The sequence below is a fragment of the Sphaerisporangium sp. NBC_01403 genome (assembly GCF_045040145.1).
Classification (GTDB): Bacteria; Actinomycetota; Actinomycetes; order Streptosporangiales; family Streptosporangiaceae; genus Sphaerisporangium; species Sphaerisporangium viridialbum.
In genome coordinates this window covers 8,459,688-8,477,083 of sequence record NZ_CP109534.1, presented here as the reverse complement: position 1 = coordinate 8,477,083, position 17,396 = coordinate 8,459,688, and the positions used below count along the sequence as shown (strand labels likewise).

13 protein-coding genes are annotated in these 17,396 nt (G+C 70.1%); 6 read left to right on the top strand and 7 right to left on the bottom strand.

From position 1 onward, the window contains the following. Window positions 1–425: 425 nt before the first annotated feature. The gene (locus OG589_RS38135) at window positions 426–1,658 is read left to right on the top strand and encodes a transcriptional regulator (protein WP_405152210.1); all 1,233 of its coding nucleotides are present in this window, start codon (window positions 426–428) and stop codon (window positions 1,656–1,658) included. A gap of 386 nt (window positions 1,659–2,044) precedes the next feature. Further along, window positions 2,045–3,019: an EamA family transporter gene (locus tag OG589_RS38130; protein ID WP_405143345.1), complete on the top strand. Its 975-nt coding sequence runs from the start codon at window positions 2,045–2,047 to the stop codon at window positions 3,017–3,019. Here the strand turns inward: OG589_RS38130 and hisC are convergent. From hisC to OG589_RS38100, 6 genes are all read right to left on the bottom strand, one after another. Continuing rightward, window positions 3,006–4,067: a histidinol-phosphate transaminase gene (gene hisC, locus OG589_RS38125; RefSeq protein WP_405143343.1), complete on the bottom strand. Its 1,062-nt coding sequence runs from the start codon at window positions 4,065–4,067 to the stop codon at window positions 3,006–3,008. The two genes, OG589_RS38130 and hisC, sit on opposite strands and share 14 nt — an antisense overlap. A gap of 71 nt (window positions 4,068–4,138) precedes the next feature. Beyond that, the gene (locus tag OG589_RS38120; protein WP_405143341.1) at window positions 4,139–4,801 is read right to left on the bottom strand and encodes an NrtR DNA-binding winged helix domain-containing protein; all 663 of its coding nucleotides are present in this window, start codon (window positions 4,799–4,801) and stop codon (window positions 4,139–4,141) included. Between the two features lie 39 nt (window positions 4,802–4,840). Then, the gene (locus tag OG589_RS38115) at window positions 4,841–6,649 is read right to left on the bottom strand and encodes a DUF4434 domain-containing protein (protein WP_405143339.1); all 1,809 of its coding nucleotides are present in this window, start codon (window positions 6,647–6,649) and stop codon (window positions 4,841–4,843) included. 92 nt (window positions 6,650–6,741) lie between these two features. After that, window positions 6,742–7,830: a glycosyltransferase gene (locus tag OG589_RS38110; RefSeq protein WP_405143338.1), complete on the bottom strand. Its 1,089-nt coding sequence runs from the start codon at window positions 7,828–7,830 to the stop codon at window positions 6,742–6,744. Between the two features lie 16 nt (window positions 7,831–7,846). Further along, a complete protein-coding gene (locus OG589_RS38105; RefSeq protein ID WP_405143336.1) occupies window positions 7,847–9,112 on the bottom strand; it encodes a nucleotide sugar dehydrogenase in 1,266 nt (421 codons plus the stop codon). Between the two features lie 129 nt (window positions 9,113–9,241). Then, the gene (locus OG589_RS38100; protein WP_405143334.1) at window positions 9,242–10,903 is read right to left on the bottom strand and encodes a glycosyltransferase family 4 protein; all 1,662 of its coding nucleotides are present in this window, start codon (window positions 10,901–10,903) and stop codon (window positions 9,242–9,244) included. A 76-nt stretch (window positions 10,904–10,979) separates the two neighbouring features. Here OG589_RS38100 and wecB point away from each other — a divergent pair, with 76 nt between their 5' ends. From wecB to OG589_RS38085, 3 genes are all read left to right on the top strand, one after another. Beyond that, entirely contained in the window at window positions 10,980–12,116 is a 1,137-nt protein-coding gene (wecB, locus tag OG589_RS38095) for a non-hydrolyzing UDP-N-acetylglucosamine 2-epimerase (RefSeq protein ID WP_405143333.1), read from the top strand. 115 nt (window positions 12,117–12,231) lie between these two features. Then, entirely contained in the window at window positions 12,232–14,310 is a 2,079-nt protein-coding gene (locus tag OG589_RS38090) for a glycosyltransferase (protein WP_405143332.1), read from the top strand. Window positions 14,311–14,442: 132 nt separating this feature from the next. Beyond that, a complete protein-coding gene (locus tag OG589_RS38085) occupies window positions 14,443–15,750 on the top strand; it encodes a M48 family metalloprotease (RefSeq protein ID WP_405143330.1) in 1,308 nt (435 codons plus the stop codon). Window positions 15,751–15,771: 21 nt separating this feature from the next. On the opposite strand, the gene OG589_RS38080 is transcribed toward OG589_RS38085, so the two are convergent. Continuing rightward, complete coding sequence (locus OG589_RS38080) at window positions 15,772–15,918, bottom strand: hypothetical protein (RefSeq protein WP_405143328.1); 147 nt, start codon at window positions 15,916–15,918, stop codon at window positions 15,772–15,774. A 54-nt stretch (window positions 15,919–15,972) separates the two neighbouring features. On the opposite strand from OG589_RS38080, the gene OG589_RS38075 reads away from it, so the two are divergent. Continuing rightward, entirely contained in the window at window positions 15,973–17,394 is a 1,422-nt protein-coding gene (locus tag OG589_RS38075) for an ATP-binding protein (RefSeq protein ID WP_405143326.1), read from the top strand. Window positions 17,395–17,396 lie beyond the last annotated feature (2 nt).

The following is a 17,396-nucleotide window of genomic DNA, read 5'->3' as shown; positions in this document are numbered from 1 at the left end:
CCTCTGACCTGTTCATATAACCATCTCCGCCATACCTGATCGGCATAGGCCACCGGCATTCCGGCAAATCCGGGCGTGACATTAGTGCCTCGGCGAGCGATCGTTCCAAAGAGGACTAGACCGGATGGGAGAAGAACCCGAGCCGGGAACGCCGTCAGCCGCCTTACAGCGCCCTGACCGGCGGTCCCCGCGAGGTGGACTCGACCAGTGGATTTCGAAGAGGAAACCACGCCGGGCGCGCCGCCGGGCCGTACCTCACGGCCCGGCGAACCGCACGGTGTGGCGGCCTCGATCAGAGGTATGGCGGGATGGGACGAACATTGGTCGAGAGGGCCGAAGAAACTCCGAGAGGGTCACGCGTGGGCGCGTCGGCCCCGGACCTCACCATCGGGGTGGTGGGACCCCACGACCTTGTCGAGCGAGTGATGCTCATGGGCCATGCGGCCGCCCCGGTTCCGTGCCGGCTGGTCGCGGCGGCCTATCGCGATGAGCAGGAGGCGGCCGACAAGGTGGTGCGGCTCGGCCCGGGGGTGGACGCCTGCCTGTTCGCCAGCCCCGTGCCGTACGAGCTGGCCAGGCGCTCGGGTGTGCTCACGATCCCCGCGACGTACGTGCAGCTCGGGGGGCCGGCGCTCACGGCGGCGCTGGCCAGGGCGGCGCTGGACGAGCGCATCGACCCGCGCAGGGTGAGCATCGACGTGCTCGGCCGCTCGGACGTCGAGGAGGCCTACGCCGACCTCGGGCTGCCGACCGCGGGGGTGCAGACCCGCGAGGAGCCCGGGGCGACCGGCACCATCGCGGCGTATCACGAGCGCCTGATCAGGCAGGGCAGCACGACCGGCGCGCTGACGTGCCTGCCGGGGGTGGCCGACCGGCTCACCGCGGCGGGCGTGCCGACCGTGCGCATACGGCCGACGTCCGCGGCGGTCCGTACGGCGTTGCACACGGCGGCGCTGCTCGGCGCGCACCACCGGCTGGAGGAGTCGCAGCTCACGGTCGTGCTCATCGAGGTGCCGACGTTACGCGAGCCCGTACGGCGTGCGGCACCGAGATACTGGCGTGACGAGCTGAGACTGTCCCTGCACCGGCTGCTGGTCCAGGAAGCCAATCGGATGAACGCCGCCGTATGGGCGATCGACGACCACAGTTACCTGGTGACGGCGACGCGCGGCTCGATGGCCGCCGCCACCGACGGGTTCCGGGTGCTGCCCTTCGCCGCGCGGATCCGCGACGACCTGGGGCTGGCGGTGGAGGTCGGCGTCGGCATGGGCCGCACCACCCACGACGCGGAGACGCACGCGAGGGCGGCTCTGGCCCGCACGCAGGCCGGCAAGCAGCCCCAGGGCTTCGCGGTGGACCGCGAGGGCCGCACGCTCGTCCCGGCCCCCCGGATGCCTCCGCAGGCTCCCGGGCAGGGCAGGCCGAAGGGCGTCGAGGTGCTCGCGCGGCTGGCCGCCAAGCTGGAGGGCGGCGACACGATCGTGGACGCGGAGAGCGCCGGGCGCATGCTCGGAGTGACTCCCCGCACGGCTCGGCGTCTGTTGCGCACGTTGGTCGACGAGGGACTCGCGTGGCCGCTTCCGCCGAACCGCACACCGCAGCCGGGCCGTCCGCGCCAGCTGTACCGCCTCATCGTGGAGAAGCTCGGCCCGCGCTAGCCGTGGTTCCGCGGGTCATTCGCGTGGGGCGGATGGCCCGCGGTGGGCGCCTTGAGAGGGACGCGCCTGTGGATACCGCGGGTGGCTGTGGACGGCTTCACCGGCACAGGTTGTACATATGGGTTCGAACGCGTGAACGGCGGGCCACGCCAGCGGGTCAGACAGCGATACAACGCCATTTATCCACAGCTTGTGGATAACGTCGACTTGATGCACTCTTGCCGGATTTGCCGTATTTAGATGCTGAAACGTGATGTCCAGCCCGCACCGGCGACCTAGTTATCCACACGATGTGGACAAACCTGTGGTAGAGCGCTCGGCGCCCGCGTCTCACCGTCCGAAACCTGCGAGTGAAATGTCTGCCGAGACCGATATTGTCATGAGTCATGGGGACAAACACTCGTGACGTGAGGGTCTGGGCGGCGCTGGCGGCCGTGTATGTCGTGTGGGGGTCGACCTACCTCGGCATCATGATCGCCATCGAGACCATCCCCCCGATGCTCAGCGGCGGCCTGCGCTTCGTCGCGGCGGCTCTCATCCTCGGCACCGTGCTCGTGGTGCGCCGGGGGGCCGGGAGCTTCCGCATGACCCGGCGGGAGTTCCTCGGGGCGGGCCTGGTCGGCCTGCTGCTGCTCACGGGTGGCAACGGCATGGTGGCGATCGCCGAGCAGCACATCTCCTCCGGCCTCGCCTCGCTGCTGGTCGCCTCGGTGCCGCTGTGGCTGGTGGTCTTCCGCATGATGGCCCGCGACCGCCCCCGGCTGCTGACGCTGGCCGGAGTGCTCATCGGGTTCTGCGGCGTCGCAGGGCTCTCGCTGACCGGCGCCGCGTCGTCCAGCGCCGTCGGCATCGTGATCATCCTGGCCGGGTCGCTGTCGTGGTCGATCGGATCGTTCCTGCCCGGCGTCATCTCCATGCCGAAGGACCCCTTCGTGGCCAGCACGGTCGAGATGGCCGTCGGCGGCGCCGGGCTCCTGCTGGCCGGCACCGCCTTCGGCGAGCGCCTGCACCCCGCCGAGATCAGCGGCGGCTCGTGGCTGGCGCTCGCCTACCTGGTGCTGGTCGGCTCGCTCGTGGGCTTCACGTCGTACGTGTGGCTGCTCGGCAACGCGCCGATCTCCCTGGTGTCCACCTACGCGTACGTCAACCCGGTGGTGGCCGTGATCCTCGGCGTCGTGGTGCTCAGCGAGCAGGTGACCGCCCAGATGTTCGCCGCCGGGTTCGTCATCGTCCTCGGCGTCGCGCTCGTCGTCTCGACCGAACGCAAAGGCCAGCGTCCCGGCGCGGACGAGCCGACCCGGGACGTACGGACCGGTCCCTCGCCGGCCGACGCTCCGAACGCCGGGGTCACCCCTTCCTGAAGGCCTGCGCCGCCGCCAGGAAGGCGTCGTTGCCGTCCGGGGAGCCTACGGAGACGCGGGCGCCCTCGCCCGCGAACGGCCGTACGGCGACGCCGTCGACGGCGCAGCGCTCGGCGAACTCCATCGTGCGCTCGCCGAGCCGCAGCCACACGAAGTTGGCCTCGGTGGGCGGCACCTCCCACCCCTGGCCGAGCAGCGCCTCACGGACGCGCGTGCGCTCCTTGACGACCGTCTCGACACGCTCCAGCAGCTCGTCCTCGGCCGCGAGGGACGCGACGGCGGCGGCCTGCGCGATGCTGTTGACCGCGAAGGGCACCATCGTCTTGCGCACGGCCGAGGCCACGGGCGCGTGGGCGATGAGGTAGCCCACCCGGAGCCCCGCCAGGCCGTACGCCTTGGAGAAGGTGCGCAGCACGGCGACGTTCGGCCGGTCGGCGTACAGGCTCACCCCGTCGGGCACGTCGGCGTCGCGGATGTACTCGCGGTAGGCCTCATCCAGCACGACCAGCACGTCCTCGGGCACCCGGTCGAGGAAGGCCGTGAGCTCGGCGGTGCGGTTGACGGTGCCGGTCGGGTTGTTCGGGTTGCACACGAAGATCATGCGGGTGCTGGGAGTGATCGCCGCCGCCATCGCGGAGAGGTCGTGGGTCTCCTCCACGAGGGGCACCCGCACGGAGGTCACCCCCGCCAGGTCGGCGAGCAGGGGATAGGCCTCGAAGGACCGCCAGGCGTAGATCACCTCGGCGCCCGGGTCGCCCACGGCCTCGAAGAGCTGCTGGGCGACGGTCACCGAGCCGGCCCCGAGCGCGATGTGCTCCTGGGGTACGGAGAAGCGCTCGGCAAGGGCCTCGGTGAGCGCCACGCACGCCGGGTCGGGATAGCGGTGGACGTCCCTCGCGGCGGCGGCCATCGCCTCCACCACGGAGGGCAGCGGGTCGTAGGGGGACTCGTTGGACGACAGCTTGAACGAGCGGCCGTCGGCGGAGACCACGGCCTTCCCCGCCCGGTAGGCGGGCAACTCATCGAGAATCGGACGGAAACGCGGCATGGCCTTACCCTATGACGCGGCCATGGCGCACGGTCCCCTGACCATGCCCCCTGAACGACCTTGAAGCCCTTCTAACCGGCCAGGCGCAGCATCGGCGGGTGGAGCAGCTCGGCGGGCCCCCGGCGGTAGAGCATGGCAGGCCGCCCGCCGTCGCGCGTGGTCGTGCGCCCCGTGGGGACGAGGAAGCCGTCGGCCTTGGTCACCTTGCGGTGGAAGTTGCGCGGGTCCAGGGAGCGGCCCCACACGATCTCGTACACCCGCCGCAGGTCGGCCACGGTGAACTCCGAGGGGCAGAACGCCGCGCCCAGCGAGGTGTACTCCAGCTTGGCCCCGGCTCGCTCGATGCCGTCGAGCACGATGCGGCGATGGTCGAAGGCCATCACGTCGAGCGAGGACACCGGCTGCCAGCTCATGTGCGCCTCGGTCGGGGCGGGCAGGTCGGGCGCGAGCCCGAGGTAGGCCACGCTGACGACGCGCTGGCGGGGGTCGCGGTCGGGGTAGCCGTAGGTCTGGAGCTGCTCCAGGTGCACCGGCGCCCCCGGCAGCCCGGCGCGCTCGGCGAGCACGCGGGACGCGGCGGCGGGGAGGTCCTCCTCAAGCTGGATGAACCCCCCGGAGAGCGCCCAGCGCCCCTCGTACGGCGGGCGGTCACGCTGCCAGACCAGCGCGCTGAGCTGCTGGCAGCGCACGGTGAGCACGACGAGGTCCACGCTGACGGGAATGCGCGGCACCATGGGACGCACGTTACACCGGTATATGGGGGCCGAAGACCGTCACGCTGCGCGGTGGAGGTAGACCGGGGCGTTGCTCTTGCGCCCGTCGGCCGACGTCACGTCCACGCGCAGCCACGCGTCGGCGGGCACCGTGCTCCAGTCGACCGGCACCCAGATCTTCTGGACGGCGGGGGGCAGCCCGGGGATGGGGGTGCCGTCGGTCCATCCGACCGCCGCCGAGTCGGCCTCGCGCGGCTTGTCGCCGCCGTACCAGCTCACCGTGACCTTGCCGCGGGCGAGGTTGTACCCGCGCACCTCGACGCCGTCCTGGATGCCCCGCTTGCCGGGGATGACCTGGATCGGGATGGGCCGGTCCCAGTCCCCCGCGACCTGCTCGGCGAGCGTCGGCGACCCGCAGTTGAAGAAGCTGCTCCACTTGTAGGAGATGATCTTCGACACGTACGGCCCGGCGAACGCGACGGCCGCGTCGAGGCGCTGCTTGTCCGTGGCGCCGCGCTTGCCGCCCGCCTCACAGGCGCCGTCGCCCTTGGGCTCGAAGGCCTCCACGTTGGCCCAGAGCTGCACCTCGCGGCCTCCCGCGCGCATCTCGCCCAGCGCGTTGGACATCGCGCGGTAGTAGTCGCGCGTGGCGCCGTAGTACGCCTCGCCATAGGAGGTGTCGCCCACCACGGGCTTGAGCCGGTCGTCGACCGTCTGGCCCTTCAGGTTGGGCCAGAACAGGCCGACCTTGCCCGTGCCCCGGCTGTCCTGCGGGGCGATGATGCCGACGCCCGTCTGCGCGAGGACCTTGAAGCCCCGCGCGACCTGCTCGGGCGTCGAGGTGAACTTCTTGCCCCTGCGCGCGTCGAGGTACGGGCTGACCATGATGGGCTTGCCGGGAAGCTCCTGCTGCACGATGTCGTGCTGCTCGGCGTACACCTGGAGGGTCGTGACCGCGGCCGGGTCCGGCCAGTCCCTGATCTGTAACTCGAAGGGCTGGTAGACCCCGCCCAGCGAGGTCCTGTCTTTGAAGCGGTCGCCGTAGTCCTGCAGGACGCGCCGGGTCAGCGTGGTGAGCGTCCCGATGTGCCGGGGGTCGGCCCTGGTGGGGTCGATGCGGCCGCGGGGGGCCAGCGGCAGCGCGGGGAAGACCTTCATCGCGAAACGGTCGGCCAGGTCGAGGATCTCGGTCAGGCTGTCCTTGAGGGCGCCGTTGACCAGGATGAGGTGGTATCCCCTGCCCTTGGAGCTGAAGTCGCACGTCGCGTCGTCGGAGCCGTCGTCGGGGGCGAGCACGCGGTAGTAGACGTCCTTGCCCACCGTGATCGTGTGCTCCATCTGGGGGCAGCGGAACAGCCCCTCGCCGAACGCCTCGTCGGTCCGGTAGACGTACGTCCAGGTGATGCGGTTGCCGGGGTTGGCCGCCTTGAGCGCGGACTCGGCGGCCTGCACGCAGTTCATGCCGTTCTCGACGCACCTCTGGTAGCGAGGGTCGGGGGTCTCGCCCGCGGCGTCCAGCACCTGCCCATCCTGGTCCACATTGCGCGGCTGGAGGCCGAACCCGAGGCGTACGACGGTGTCGCCGCCGACCTGGTGGATGGCCTGGAGCTGGCTGCGCCACGTGCAGTGGTCCGAGGTCGGCACCAGCCAGTAGCCGGTGATGGCGTACGGGGTGGGCGTCGTCGTGTCGAACGATCCACAGGGATCGCTGAACACGCTGGCCGAGGGGGTCGGGGTGCCTGACTCCGGCTGCTGGGCCGGTGTGGTCGTCGCGGTCTGGGAACCTCCTTGGGAGTCAGGTAGGACGATGACCATCGCAGCGACAGCGGCGAGAAGAACCGCTCCCAGGAGCAGAGTGAGCCCGCGCACCTTCAGGAGATTACCGTCCTTAGGTTGTGGCCCTGATAAAAAATGATCGGGCATCCCGGCGCCCGGGCGTTCGAAGCGTCAGTGCCCGGGAGCTACTTCTTCACGCCCGCCCAGGCCTCGAGCTGGGTGACGAACCTGCGGGCGGAGTTCGGCCAGTGGTGGTTGGCCCGGGCCGCGGCGTAACCGCGCGCCCCCGCCGCCCGGCGCTCGGCGGGCTCGTTGCGCAGCCGCAGCACCGCGCGCGCCACGGCCTGTGGGTCGCGCCAGGGCACGACCACGCCGCTCTGATAACGCTCCACGAGCTCCACGGCCCTCGGCGACGGCGTCGTGATCACCGGTATGCCGTGCGCCATGTACTCGACGATCTTGGTGGGCATGGAATGGCGGTAGTTCGGCTCGTCGTGTAACAGCGAGAGCCCGGCCAGCGCCCCGTCGAGCCGCTTGAGCGCCTCGTCGTTCGGCATGAAGTCACGCCACTCAAGCACACCGTCGGCCACGGCCTGGTTCAGCATGGGCCTGCTCTGCGGGTCGGCGTAGCCGATGAGCTCGACGGCCACGCGGTGCGGCTGGAGCAGCCGGCCCACCTCGACCGCCTCGCGCACGCCCCGGGCCTCCGACAGCCAGCCCAGGTAGACCACGCGGTCGTCGGACGGCTCGCTGACGTGGTCGGGCACCCAGGTCTCGTTCGGCACGACCAGGTGCGCCTGCCGGAACCGGCCCGCGTAGGCGGTCTCGGCCAGCAGCAGGTGCAGGTGGCGCTCCGCCGTACCCTCCAGCAGCCGGGCGAGGAAGCGCGTCGGCGGGCGCAGGAACGAGGGCAGCCAGGGCTTCAGCGACAGCGTGGCGGGGGTGTCCTCATGGACGTCCCACACCACCGGAGGCCGCTTGCGCACACCCGCGACCGCGAGCAGCAGCTCGGGGTCGTGAATGAGCGCCAGGTCGACCTGGCCGCGAAGGCTCTTGAACAGCCGCCGGGCGGCCCGCACCGCGGACAGCCGCTTGCGCTCCGCCGCCCTCGGCAGATCGACCCCGGTGACCCACGACCGCGGCACGACCCCCCGTGCGGTGTACGGCGCGGCATACGTGACCGCATGACCGGCGTCCACGAGCGCGCGGATCTGCCGGTGCAGGATCCGGGCGTCCTCGGGGTGGTGGACCACCGTCATGACAAGCACGTGCACGCGCCGACCCTCCCCGTCAGAGCCGCTCGACGCGTTCGCCCTCGGAGAGGACGCCCCGGGTGTCGAGTAGTAGATGCGCTCGTTTCTCCACCATGTCCAGGTCGAACTCGGAGTGCTGCTGGAGCAGGACGGTCACGTCCGCGCTCTCCACCGCCTCCGCCAGATCGTCCTCTCGTGGCACTTCGACCCCGTCGACCGTCCACTGCTTCACGTGGGGGTCGGCGAAGACGATCTCGGCGCCCAGATCGCGGAACGCCCGCGCGATCGGCACCGCCGGGGTCTCGCGCTCGTCGGCGATGTCCGGCTTGTAGGTGACGCCCATCAGCAGGACGCGGGAGCCGTTGACCGGCTTCTTCGCGCGGTTCAGCAGGCGCTGCACGCGGGCCACCACGTACGCCGGCATCCGCTCGTTGATCTCCTGTGCCAGCTCCACGAAGCGGAACGGGTAGCCGAGCTTGCGCACGGCGTGGGAGAGGTACGAGGGGTCGACCGGGATGCAGTGACCGCCCACGCCCGGACCGGGCAGGAACTTCTGGAAGCCGAACGGCTTGGTGGAGGCGGCCTCGATGGCCTCCCACAGGTTCACGCCGAGCTCGTCGCAGAAGATGGCCATCTCGTTGACGAGCGCGATGTTGACGTGCCGGTAGGTGTTCTCCAGCAGCTTGGCCATCTCGGCCTCGCGCGTGCCGCTGACGGTCACCACCTGCTCGATGAACCGCGCGTAGAACGCCTCCGCGCGGTCGCGGCACGCGTCGGTGTACCCGCCGACGACCTTCGGTGTGTTGCGCAGCCCGTACTTGGTGTTGCCAGGGTCGATGCGCTCAGGCGAGAAGGCGAGGTGGAAGTCGGTCCCGGCGGTCAGCCCGGACGCCTCTTCGAGGATCGGGCGGACGACCTCGTCGGTCGTGCCGGGATAGGTGGTCGACTCCAGGACGACGAGCGCGCCACGCTGGAGGTAGCGCCCGACCGACTCGACCGCGCCGCGCACCGCCGAGAGGTCAGGACGGTGGTCCTCGTCCAGCGGCGTGGGCACGCAGATGACGATGGTGTCGCTGGCGGCGAGGATCGACTGGTCGAGCGTGGCCGTGAATCCGTTGGCCAGCATGGAGTCCAGATCGGCGTCGCTCAGGTCATCGATGTAGGAGCGGCCGGAGGTCAGGGCGTCGACCTTGCGCGCGTCGACGTCCAGTCCGACCACGCGAAGACCTGCCCCTGTGGCCTCTTTGGCAAGGGGCATGCCCACGTAGCCCAGGCCGATGACCGCGAGGTCGTACCCGCTCACGTGGCGACCTGAGGAAGCCCGAAACAACACTGCATGGTGGGAAAGGCTATCTCAACTCCGCACAGATCACGTCTAATGCGATTGAACGCATAGCCAAGCTGAGGTTTCAGGTCGGTCATGACTCGGAACTCATCGGGCAACCGACTGGTAGATCCCACGATAGGTCTCGGCTATCCGGCTCCAGGTTCGCTTCGTGGCGACCTCGTTCCGTCCGGCCTCGCCCATCTCGGCACGCCGCGCAGGGTCGTCCCGCAGGCCCGCCAGGGCCTTGGCGAGGGCCGCGGGGTCGCCGGGGGGCACGAGCAGGCCGGCGCCGTCCGAACCGACCAGCTCGGACAGCGCGGGAAGGTCGCTCAGCACGACCGGCTTGCCGAGCGCCATCGCCTCCACCGGCTTGAGCGGCGTCACCAGGCGGCACACGCGCAGATCCTCACGCGGGCAGACGAAGATGTCGATGGCCGACTGGGCCTGTAGCGCCTCCTCGGGGCCGACCCGGCCGGGAAGGATCGCCAGATCGCCGAGGCCGAGCTTCTCGACCTGGGCGAGCAGCGCGGGCCGCTCGGCGCCGTCGCCGACGATCAGGACGCGCACGGGGGTCCTGGTGTCACGCAGCAGCGCGGCGGCCGAGAGCAGCGTCGCGAAGCCCTCGTAGCCGACGATGCTCGACACCGAGCCGACGACGATCTCGTCCGGCGCGATGCCGTACGCGGCGCGGAACGCGGCGCCGTCGTAGTCGGCGGTCAGCAGCGTGTCGTCCACGGCGTTCGGCGCGAGGAAGATCTTCTCGCGGGGCACGCCCCGCTCGGCGATCTCCACCGCCATCGTCTCGGCGAGCGTGACCACCGCGTCGGCGGAGCGCATGATGTGCGCCTCGCGGTCGCGCTGGAGCAGGTGCCGCTCGCTGCCGACCCTGGCCGCGTCGCGCGAGGCCCAGGTCTCCTCCAGGAAGCCCCGCACCTCGTAGACCAGCGGCGTGCCGGTGCGCTCGCGCGCGGCGAGCGCCACCGAGCCGTTGCGGTGGTCGGTGGCGGCGTGCAGCACCTGGGGGCGCAACGTCCTGACCAGCTCGGTCACCTCGCCGGCTCCGCGGATCATGCGGCCCCGGCTCTCGAACGGCACCTCGCCGCTCGGCAGCAGGCGGTGGTACGGGACGCCGTCGATCTCCTCGTACGGCTCGGCGTCGGCGTGCCCCTGGAGCATGGGCCAGCCCCAGCTCGTCACCACGTGCGGGTCGAGCCCGGCGGCGCGCTGCGCGGTCACGATGCGGTGCGTGCGGACGGTGTACCCGGCCTGCGTGTACGGCAGCGCGTTCGTCACGCAGTGCAGGACGCGGCCCTCGACCCGCTCGCCGACGATCACCTTGGACTTCGGCGGGATCGGGGCGGTGCCGATCGCGGCCTTCTCGCCCTCGTAGTAGGCGATGCGCCTGCGGATGAACGGCCAGCGCGCGTGCGGCTGGAGCACCTCGATGGCCTTGGTCATCCGGCCGTGCTCGAACTCGGCCTTGGCCGCCTCCAGGGGGCCGTCGGCCATGCGCCGCGCTATCTTGCGCGCGGTGACGCGCACGACGCGGGCGACCGGCCACGCGACCTTGCCCACCGCTGGACGCAGGCGTGGAGGCATCGCCTCCGCCGCAGCTTGCGCCACACGCATCGGGTCGGACTTGACCCTGGTGACGAAGACTCTGGAGACAATGACCGGATGCTGGACGAAGCCCTTGAGGAAACCGCGCACGCCGGCGCGAGCCGACTTGGGGGAGACCTTCTCGGGCCGGCTGGCCTCGGAAACCACGCGGTGACCGTACCATAGGCACCGCTTAGCCCTACTGGGCATTAGTTGACCCACTCCCGGCTGAAAGGCGAGGTCAATGAGGGAAAATCCCCTCGTTCTGCACGTGCTGGGCGCTCGTCCCAACTTCGTCAAGGCGGCGCCCGTCGTGCGCGGCCTGGCCGAGCTGGGGGTCCGGCAGGGCATCGTCCACACCGGGCAGCACTACGACGCGCTCATGTCCGACGTCTTCTTCGCCGATCTCGGGCTTCCCGAGCCGATCGCGAACCTCGGCGTGGGCTCCGGCAGCCACGCCCGCCAGACGGCCGCGCTGCTGACCGGCCTGGAGGAGGTCGTGCTGGAGCACCGGCCCGACCTGGTCGTGGTCTACGGCGACGTCAACTCCACGCTCGCCGCGATCCTGGTCTGCGCGAAGCTCCAGATCCCGACGGCGCATGTGGAGGCGGGCCTGCGGTCCTTCGACCGCGAGATGCCCGAGGAGGTCAACCGCGTCGTCACCGACGCGCTCGCCGACATCCTGCTGGTGACGAGCCCCGACGGCCTGTCCCACCTGGCCAACGAGGGCGTCTCCCCGGCCAAGGTGCACCTGGTGGGCAACCCCATGATCGACAGCCTCTTCTCGGCGCTGCCGAAGCTCGACCCCGAGCCGCTGAAGGAGCGCCTGGCCCTGCCCGAGCGGTACGCCGTCGCCACGCTGCACCGCCCGGGGAACGTCGACGACCCCGAGTCCGCGCGCGAGCTGGTCGAGGCCGTGCTGGCGGTGAGCGAGCAGGTGCCGATCGTGGTCCCGCTGCACCCGCGCGGGCGCGGCCGCCTCGCCGAGGCGGGCCTGGTGACCGGCGACAACCTCACGATCATCGACCCGCTGGGGTACGTCGAGTTCCTCTCGCTGGTACGGGGCGCGGCGCTGGTCGTGACCGACTCCGGCGGCGTGCAGGAGGAGACCACGATGCTCGGCGTCCCCTGCCTGACCGTGCGGCCGAACACCGAGCGGCCCATCACGATCACCCACGGCACCAACCGCCTGGTCACCCCCGCGACGCTGCCCGCCGCGGCGTCCAAGGCGCTCGCCGACGGCGCGGCCACCCCGAGCGGCGAGCTGCCGCCGCTGTGGGACGGCGCCGCGGGACCGAGGATCGCCCGCGTGATCGAGGCCTGGCTGCGCGGCGACAACCTCTCCCCCGCCGCCCAGGCGATCCCGCCCACCACGTCCTGACCTGCCCGATCGCCGGGTCGGCGATCTGGGCATTTGGGCGAAAACACCCGTCCCTTCGCGGCGGAAGCCGTACGATCGGACATTCCCGGGCGATGACGAGGGAGCAAGTCGGACCATGGCCGAGAGTGACCAGACAAATCCGGATGAGCCGCGTTTTCAGCGACTCGGGGCGGCGAACTGGCTACCCGAGGAGCGCAAGGTCGTCGAGCGCTACGAGGACCGCATCCGCGACCTGGAGCGACGTCTCGCCACCGCCGAGGCGCGGGCCGAGTACGCCCAGTGGCAGCTGTCGGCGACCAAGGCGCAGCGCCCGTACCGGGTGAGCACCGCGCTCGCCGGGGCCAAGCGCCCGTCCAGGCTCGTACGGCTCCCGCGCGACCTGTCCCAGGCGCTGAAGCCGAAGAAGGCTCCCAAGGCGCCCGCGACGGTCACCGCGAGCAGCGTCGCCATCGACGCCGTGCTCGCGCACGCGCCCGAGGTCAAGATCCCGAACCTCGCCTGGCCCGAGGGCCCGGTCAGCCGCCCGGACCTGAAGGTCGCCGTCATCCTGGACGACTTCTCCCGGATGGCCTTCAAGTACGAGTGGGACCAGATCGAGTTCGGGCTCAAGGACTGGCCGGAGATCTTCGCCGAGAAGCGCCCCGACGTGCTGTTCTGCGAGTCCGCGTGGCACGGCAACCAGACGCGCTGGCGCTACCAGATGACCGGCACCAACGCGCCCAAGCAGGAGCTGCGCGACCTGGTGAGCTGGTGCCGCGAACAGGGCATCCCCACGGTCTTCTGGAACAAGGAGGACCCGCCGAACTTCGAGTTCTTCATCGACACGGCGAAGCTGTTCGACTACGTGTACACGTGCGACGGCGACATGGTGCCGAAATATCGCGAGATATTGGGGCATGACCGGGTGGACGTGCTGCAGTTCGCGGCGCAGCCGCGCGTGCACAACCCGATCCAGACCAAGCAGGGCCGGCCGTACGACGTGGTCTTCGCGGGCATGTACTTCCGCGACAAGCACCCCGAGCGGCGCGAGCAGATGGAGGCCGTGATCGCTCCCACGCGGGAGCTCGGCCTGCACATCTTCGCCCGCAACGACAAGGCCGGCGACAAGTACGCCTGGCCCGAGGAGTACCGCCCGCACATCGTGGGCGAGCTTCCTTACGAGCAGATGCTCGCCGCGTACAAGATGTACAAGGTCTTCCTCAACGTCAACTCGGTGATCGACTCGCCGACCATGTGCGCCCGGCGCGTCTTCGAGCTGTCGGCGTGCTCCACCACGGTGCTGTCGGGGTGGTCGCGGGCCATCGAGGAGACGTTCGGCACGCTGATCCCGATCGCGCACACGCAGGAGGAGGCCTACAACCAGGCCCTCTACCTGATCAACAGCCCGGAGCTCCGCGCCCGCCAGGCCCACCTGGCCATGCGGGAGGTGTTCGACAAGCACCTGTTCTCCCACCGCGTCGACCAGATCCTCACCGCGCTCGGCCGTCCCGTGGCCACGCGGACGAAGACCGTGTCGGTGGTGCTGCCCACCAACCGGGCGGGCCAGCTCGAACACGCCATCTCCCAGGTCGCCCGCCAGCGCCACCGCGACCTGGAGCTGATCCTGGTGCTGCACGGGCTCGACATCGACCCGGGCGTCGTCCGCGACAAGGCGCTCGCCGCCGGCATCCCCGCCGTCAAGGTGCTCACCGCCGACCCGTCCCTGACCCTCGGCGAGGTGCTGAACCTCGGCATCGCCCAGGCCGACGGCGACTACATCGCCAAGATGGACGACGACAACCTCTACGGCACGCACTACCTGTCGGACCTGCTGCGCGCCTTCGACTACGCCGACGCCGAGATGGTGGGCAAGGGCGCCCACTACACCTACTTCCCCGCCACCAACACGACCGTGATGCGCCTGCCCGGCCTGGAGCACCGGTACGCCCACCTCGTGCAGGGCGCCACGATCCTCGCCAAGGCCGACCTGCTGCGCACGTTCGCCTTCGAGGCCGTCAACGCGGGCGAGGACACGCGGCTCGTACGACGGTGCAAGGAGGAAGGTGTGCGCATCTACTCCGCCGACCGCTTCAACTTCGTCTACATGCGCGGCGCCGACGCCTCGGCCCACACCTGGAAGGCCCAGGACTACAAGCTGACGCGCAACGCCCAGTTCTCCTTCGTCGGCCACCCCGAGGCGCACGTCATGATCTGAGGGTCCTTTCCGAGGCCACGGGCGCTGTGAGCGCTTTCTGCGGACAGCGCCCCCGGGCCTGGAAGTACCCGCACTGATCCGCGACCGTTGGACCCTGCCCGGCGGATCCTCACATAAGGCATGATCTTCCCCATGACCGCGCCGCCCTCCGTCTCCGCTGGAGGGCTGTGCCCGTCCTGCTCCGCCCCCGTCTCGACGGATCCCCGGTTCGTGACGTGGTGCCCCTCGTGTGGGTGGAACGTCGACCCCGCGGCGACCGGCGCTGCCCCGCGCGGGCGCTCCGCCCGGCGACTGGAGGCGCGGCGACAGGCCGACCGCGTGGTGGTCGAGCAGGTCTACGCGCAGGTCGCCCACGTACCGAGTTCGCGTCCCAGGCGCGACGGCTCGTTCTTGGCCGCCATGGTCCTCGCGGGGTCGGTGCACCTGGTCACCGCCGCACTGACCGGGTGTTCCATCTGGCTGCTGATCACCGGCAACCTCGTCACCCGCTCGCTCGGCGCGGTAGGGTTCGCGACCGCTGTTCTGCTCCGTCCGCGACTGGGCCGTTTCCGGCCGGACGAGTGGTCGTTGAGCCGCGCGGAGGCGCCGCACCTGTACGACCTCGCGGACCGGGTCGCCGCTGAACTGGGCGCGCCACCCATCGACCTGATCCGGGTGACACCAGGCTTCAACGCGAGCTACGGCAAAGCCGGGCCGCGCCGGCGCGGCATCCTCACAATCGGCATGGCGTTGTGGGAGTTGCTCACCCCTCAGGAGCGCATCGCGCTGCTCGGGCACGAGCTCGGACACGCCGTCAACGGTGACGCACGTCGCGGTCTATGGCTCTCCTCGGCCGTCAAGGCACTGACTCACTGGCATGAGTTCACCCGTCCCGGCAGTGTCACAACGGGCGGGGAGGGTCTCCTCTTCCTGGCCGGCGGCTGGATCGCCAAGGCATTACTGGTTCTTCCCAACAAGCTCGCAGAGCTGATGCTGCGCCTGCTCATCCGCTTCACCCTGCGCGTCGGCCAGCGTGCCGAATACCTCGCGGACGACCTGGCCGCACGCGCCGGCTCGTCGGCGGCAACCCGGTCCATGCTCGAAACCCTCGTACTCGGCGACAGCGTGGACACCTTCTTCCAGCGCCGGGCCGTCACTCACAGGGGAAAGCGGTCCCCACGCGCCGACTCACGCGGGCCGGACGACTTCGGTCTGTGGCAGGAACTGCGGGAGCACATCGCCTCAATCCCCGAGATCGAACGCACTCGGCGGCTCCGGGTGTCGGCCCTCCGGATGACCTCCGTGGACACCACTCATCCCCCCACCCATCTGCGCGTCCGCCGGATCAGCGCACGGAAGCCCGAGGAGGCCGCGATCACCCTTGACGAGGCGGAGACAGCCTCCACCGAGGCCGAACTGGCGGCAGTGCGCGCCCGGGTGGCCCGCGTCGTACTCAACTGACCTACCAGCACACGCTTGGAGTCACCGCTCCTTTTTCAGGGCGTCCAGCATGATCCTGAGGTCGGTCGTGGTCATGGCGCGGACCTGGGCTTGGACCCGCGCGGCCAGACTGTGACCTCGGTCCGTTATGACGAACGCCCTCCGCTCGCCGGACCATGAAATCGGCATGCCCTGTACTCCTCACGATACTATCGGCGGCGATACTATCGCTAGGAGGTGCATGTGAGCGGGTTCGTCGGCCGGGAGGCGGAGCTTGCGGCGCTGCAGGGGTTGCTCGACCGGGTGACCTCGGCCGCCGGTGATCTCCGGCCGGGGTGGTGCGTGCTCATGCGCGGGCGAAGGCGGATCGGCAAGTCCGCCCTGGCGGAGGAGTTCGTGACCCGCAGCGGCCTGGCGTCTCTGTACTTCACCGCCGCGCGCGCGAGCGCCGAGCAGGAGTTGCGGCAACTGCTCGACGACGTCGCGTCCTCCGACCTTCCTCACCGTGAACTCTTCGTCCAGACCCCGCCGGCCAACTGGAACAGTGCGCTCCAACTGCTGGCGGACGCGATCCCCGACGATTCACCATCGGTGGTGGTGATCGACGAGGTCCCCTACCTCATGGAGCGCATCGATGCCTTCGAAGGGTTGCTCCAGCGGGCCTGGGACCGCTTCCTGAGCCGCAAGCCCGTTCTGCTGATCCTCATCGGCTCGGACATGTCGATGATGGAGGCGCTCAACAGCTACGAGAGGCCGTTCCATCAGCGGGGCACCGAGATGGTGATCAGGCCTCTCAATCCTGCCGAGATCCAGCGGATGCTCGATCTGGACGCCAAGACGGCCTTCGACGCGGCTCTCGTCACCGGTGGCCTCCCTCTGGTGTGCGCCGAATGGGCACCAGGAACGTCGGTGTGGGAATTCCTGCATGATGCGCTGACCAACCCGGTATCGGCCCTGCTCGTCTCAGGAGAGAGGACGCTGGCCGCGGAGTTCCCAGGACAGGCCATGGCAAGGGAAGTGCTGGAGGCCATCGGCAGCGGGGAGCGCACCTTCGTCAACATCGCGCGGGCCGCGGGAGGCATCTCCCATTCCACCCTCACCCGCGCGGCGGACCTCCTCACGGCCAAAGGCATCGTGTCCTCGGAGCTCCCGCTGAGCACCCGCCCATCGAAGGAACGCCGATACCGGATCACCGATCCCTACCTTCGCTTCTGGCTCTACTTCCTGCGGCCGCACATGCCGGAGATCGAGCGACGCCGGGGTGACCTCACGCTACGGCGGATCGCAGCGGGCTGGGGCAGTTGGCGCGGAAGGGCGGTCGAGCCATTGGTACGCGAGGCGCTGGCCCGGTTGGTACCTGATGGACGGCTTCCCTCCGCCGAGGCGATCGGCTCCTACTGGACACGGAGCAACGACGTCGAGATCGACATCGTCGGAGCGGACCGCGCCCCCATCGCCAAGGAACTTCGCTTCGTCGGATCGATCAAGTGGCTGAAGAGCGCCTTCGACGATCACGACCTCCAGGAACTGATCCGGCACCGGGCCGCGCTGACCGATCGCACACTCCCATTGGTCGCCGCGTCCCGAAGCGGCGCGACGTGCGACGGACTCACCGCTCTCTACGGCCCAGAGGAACTCATCACCGCGTGGAGGCATCAGAGTTGACC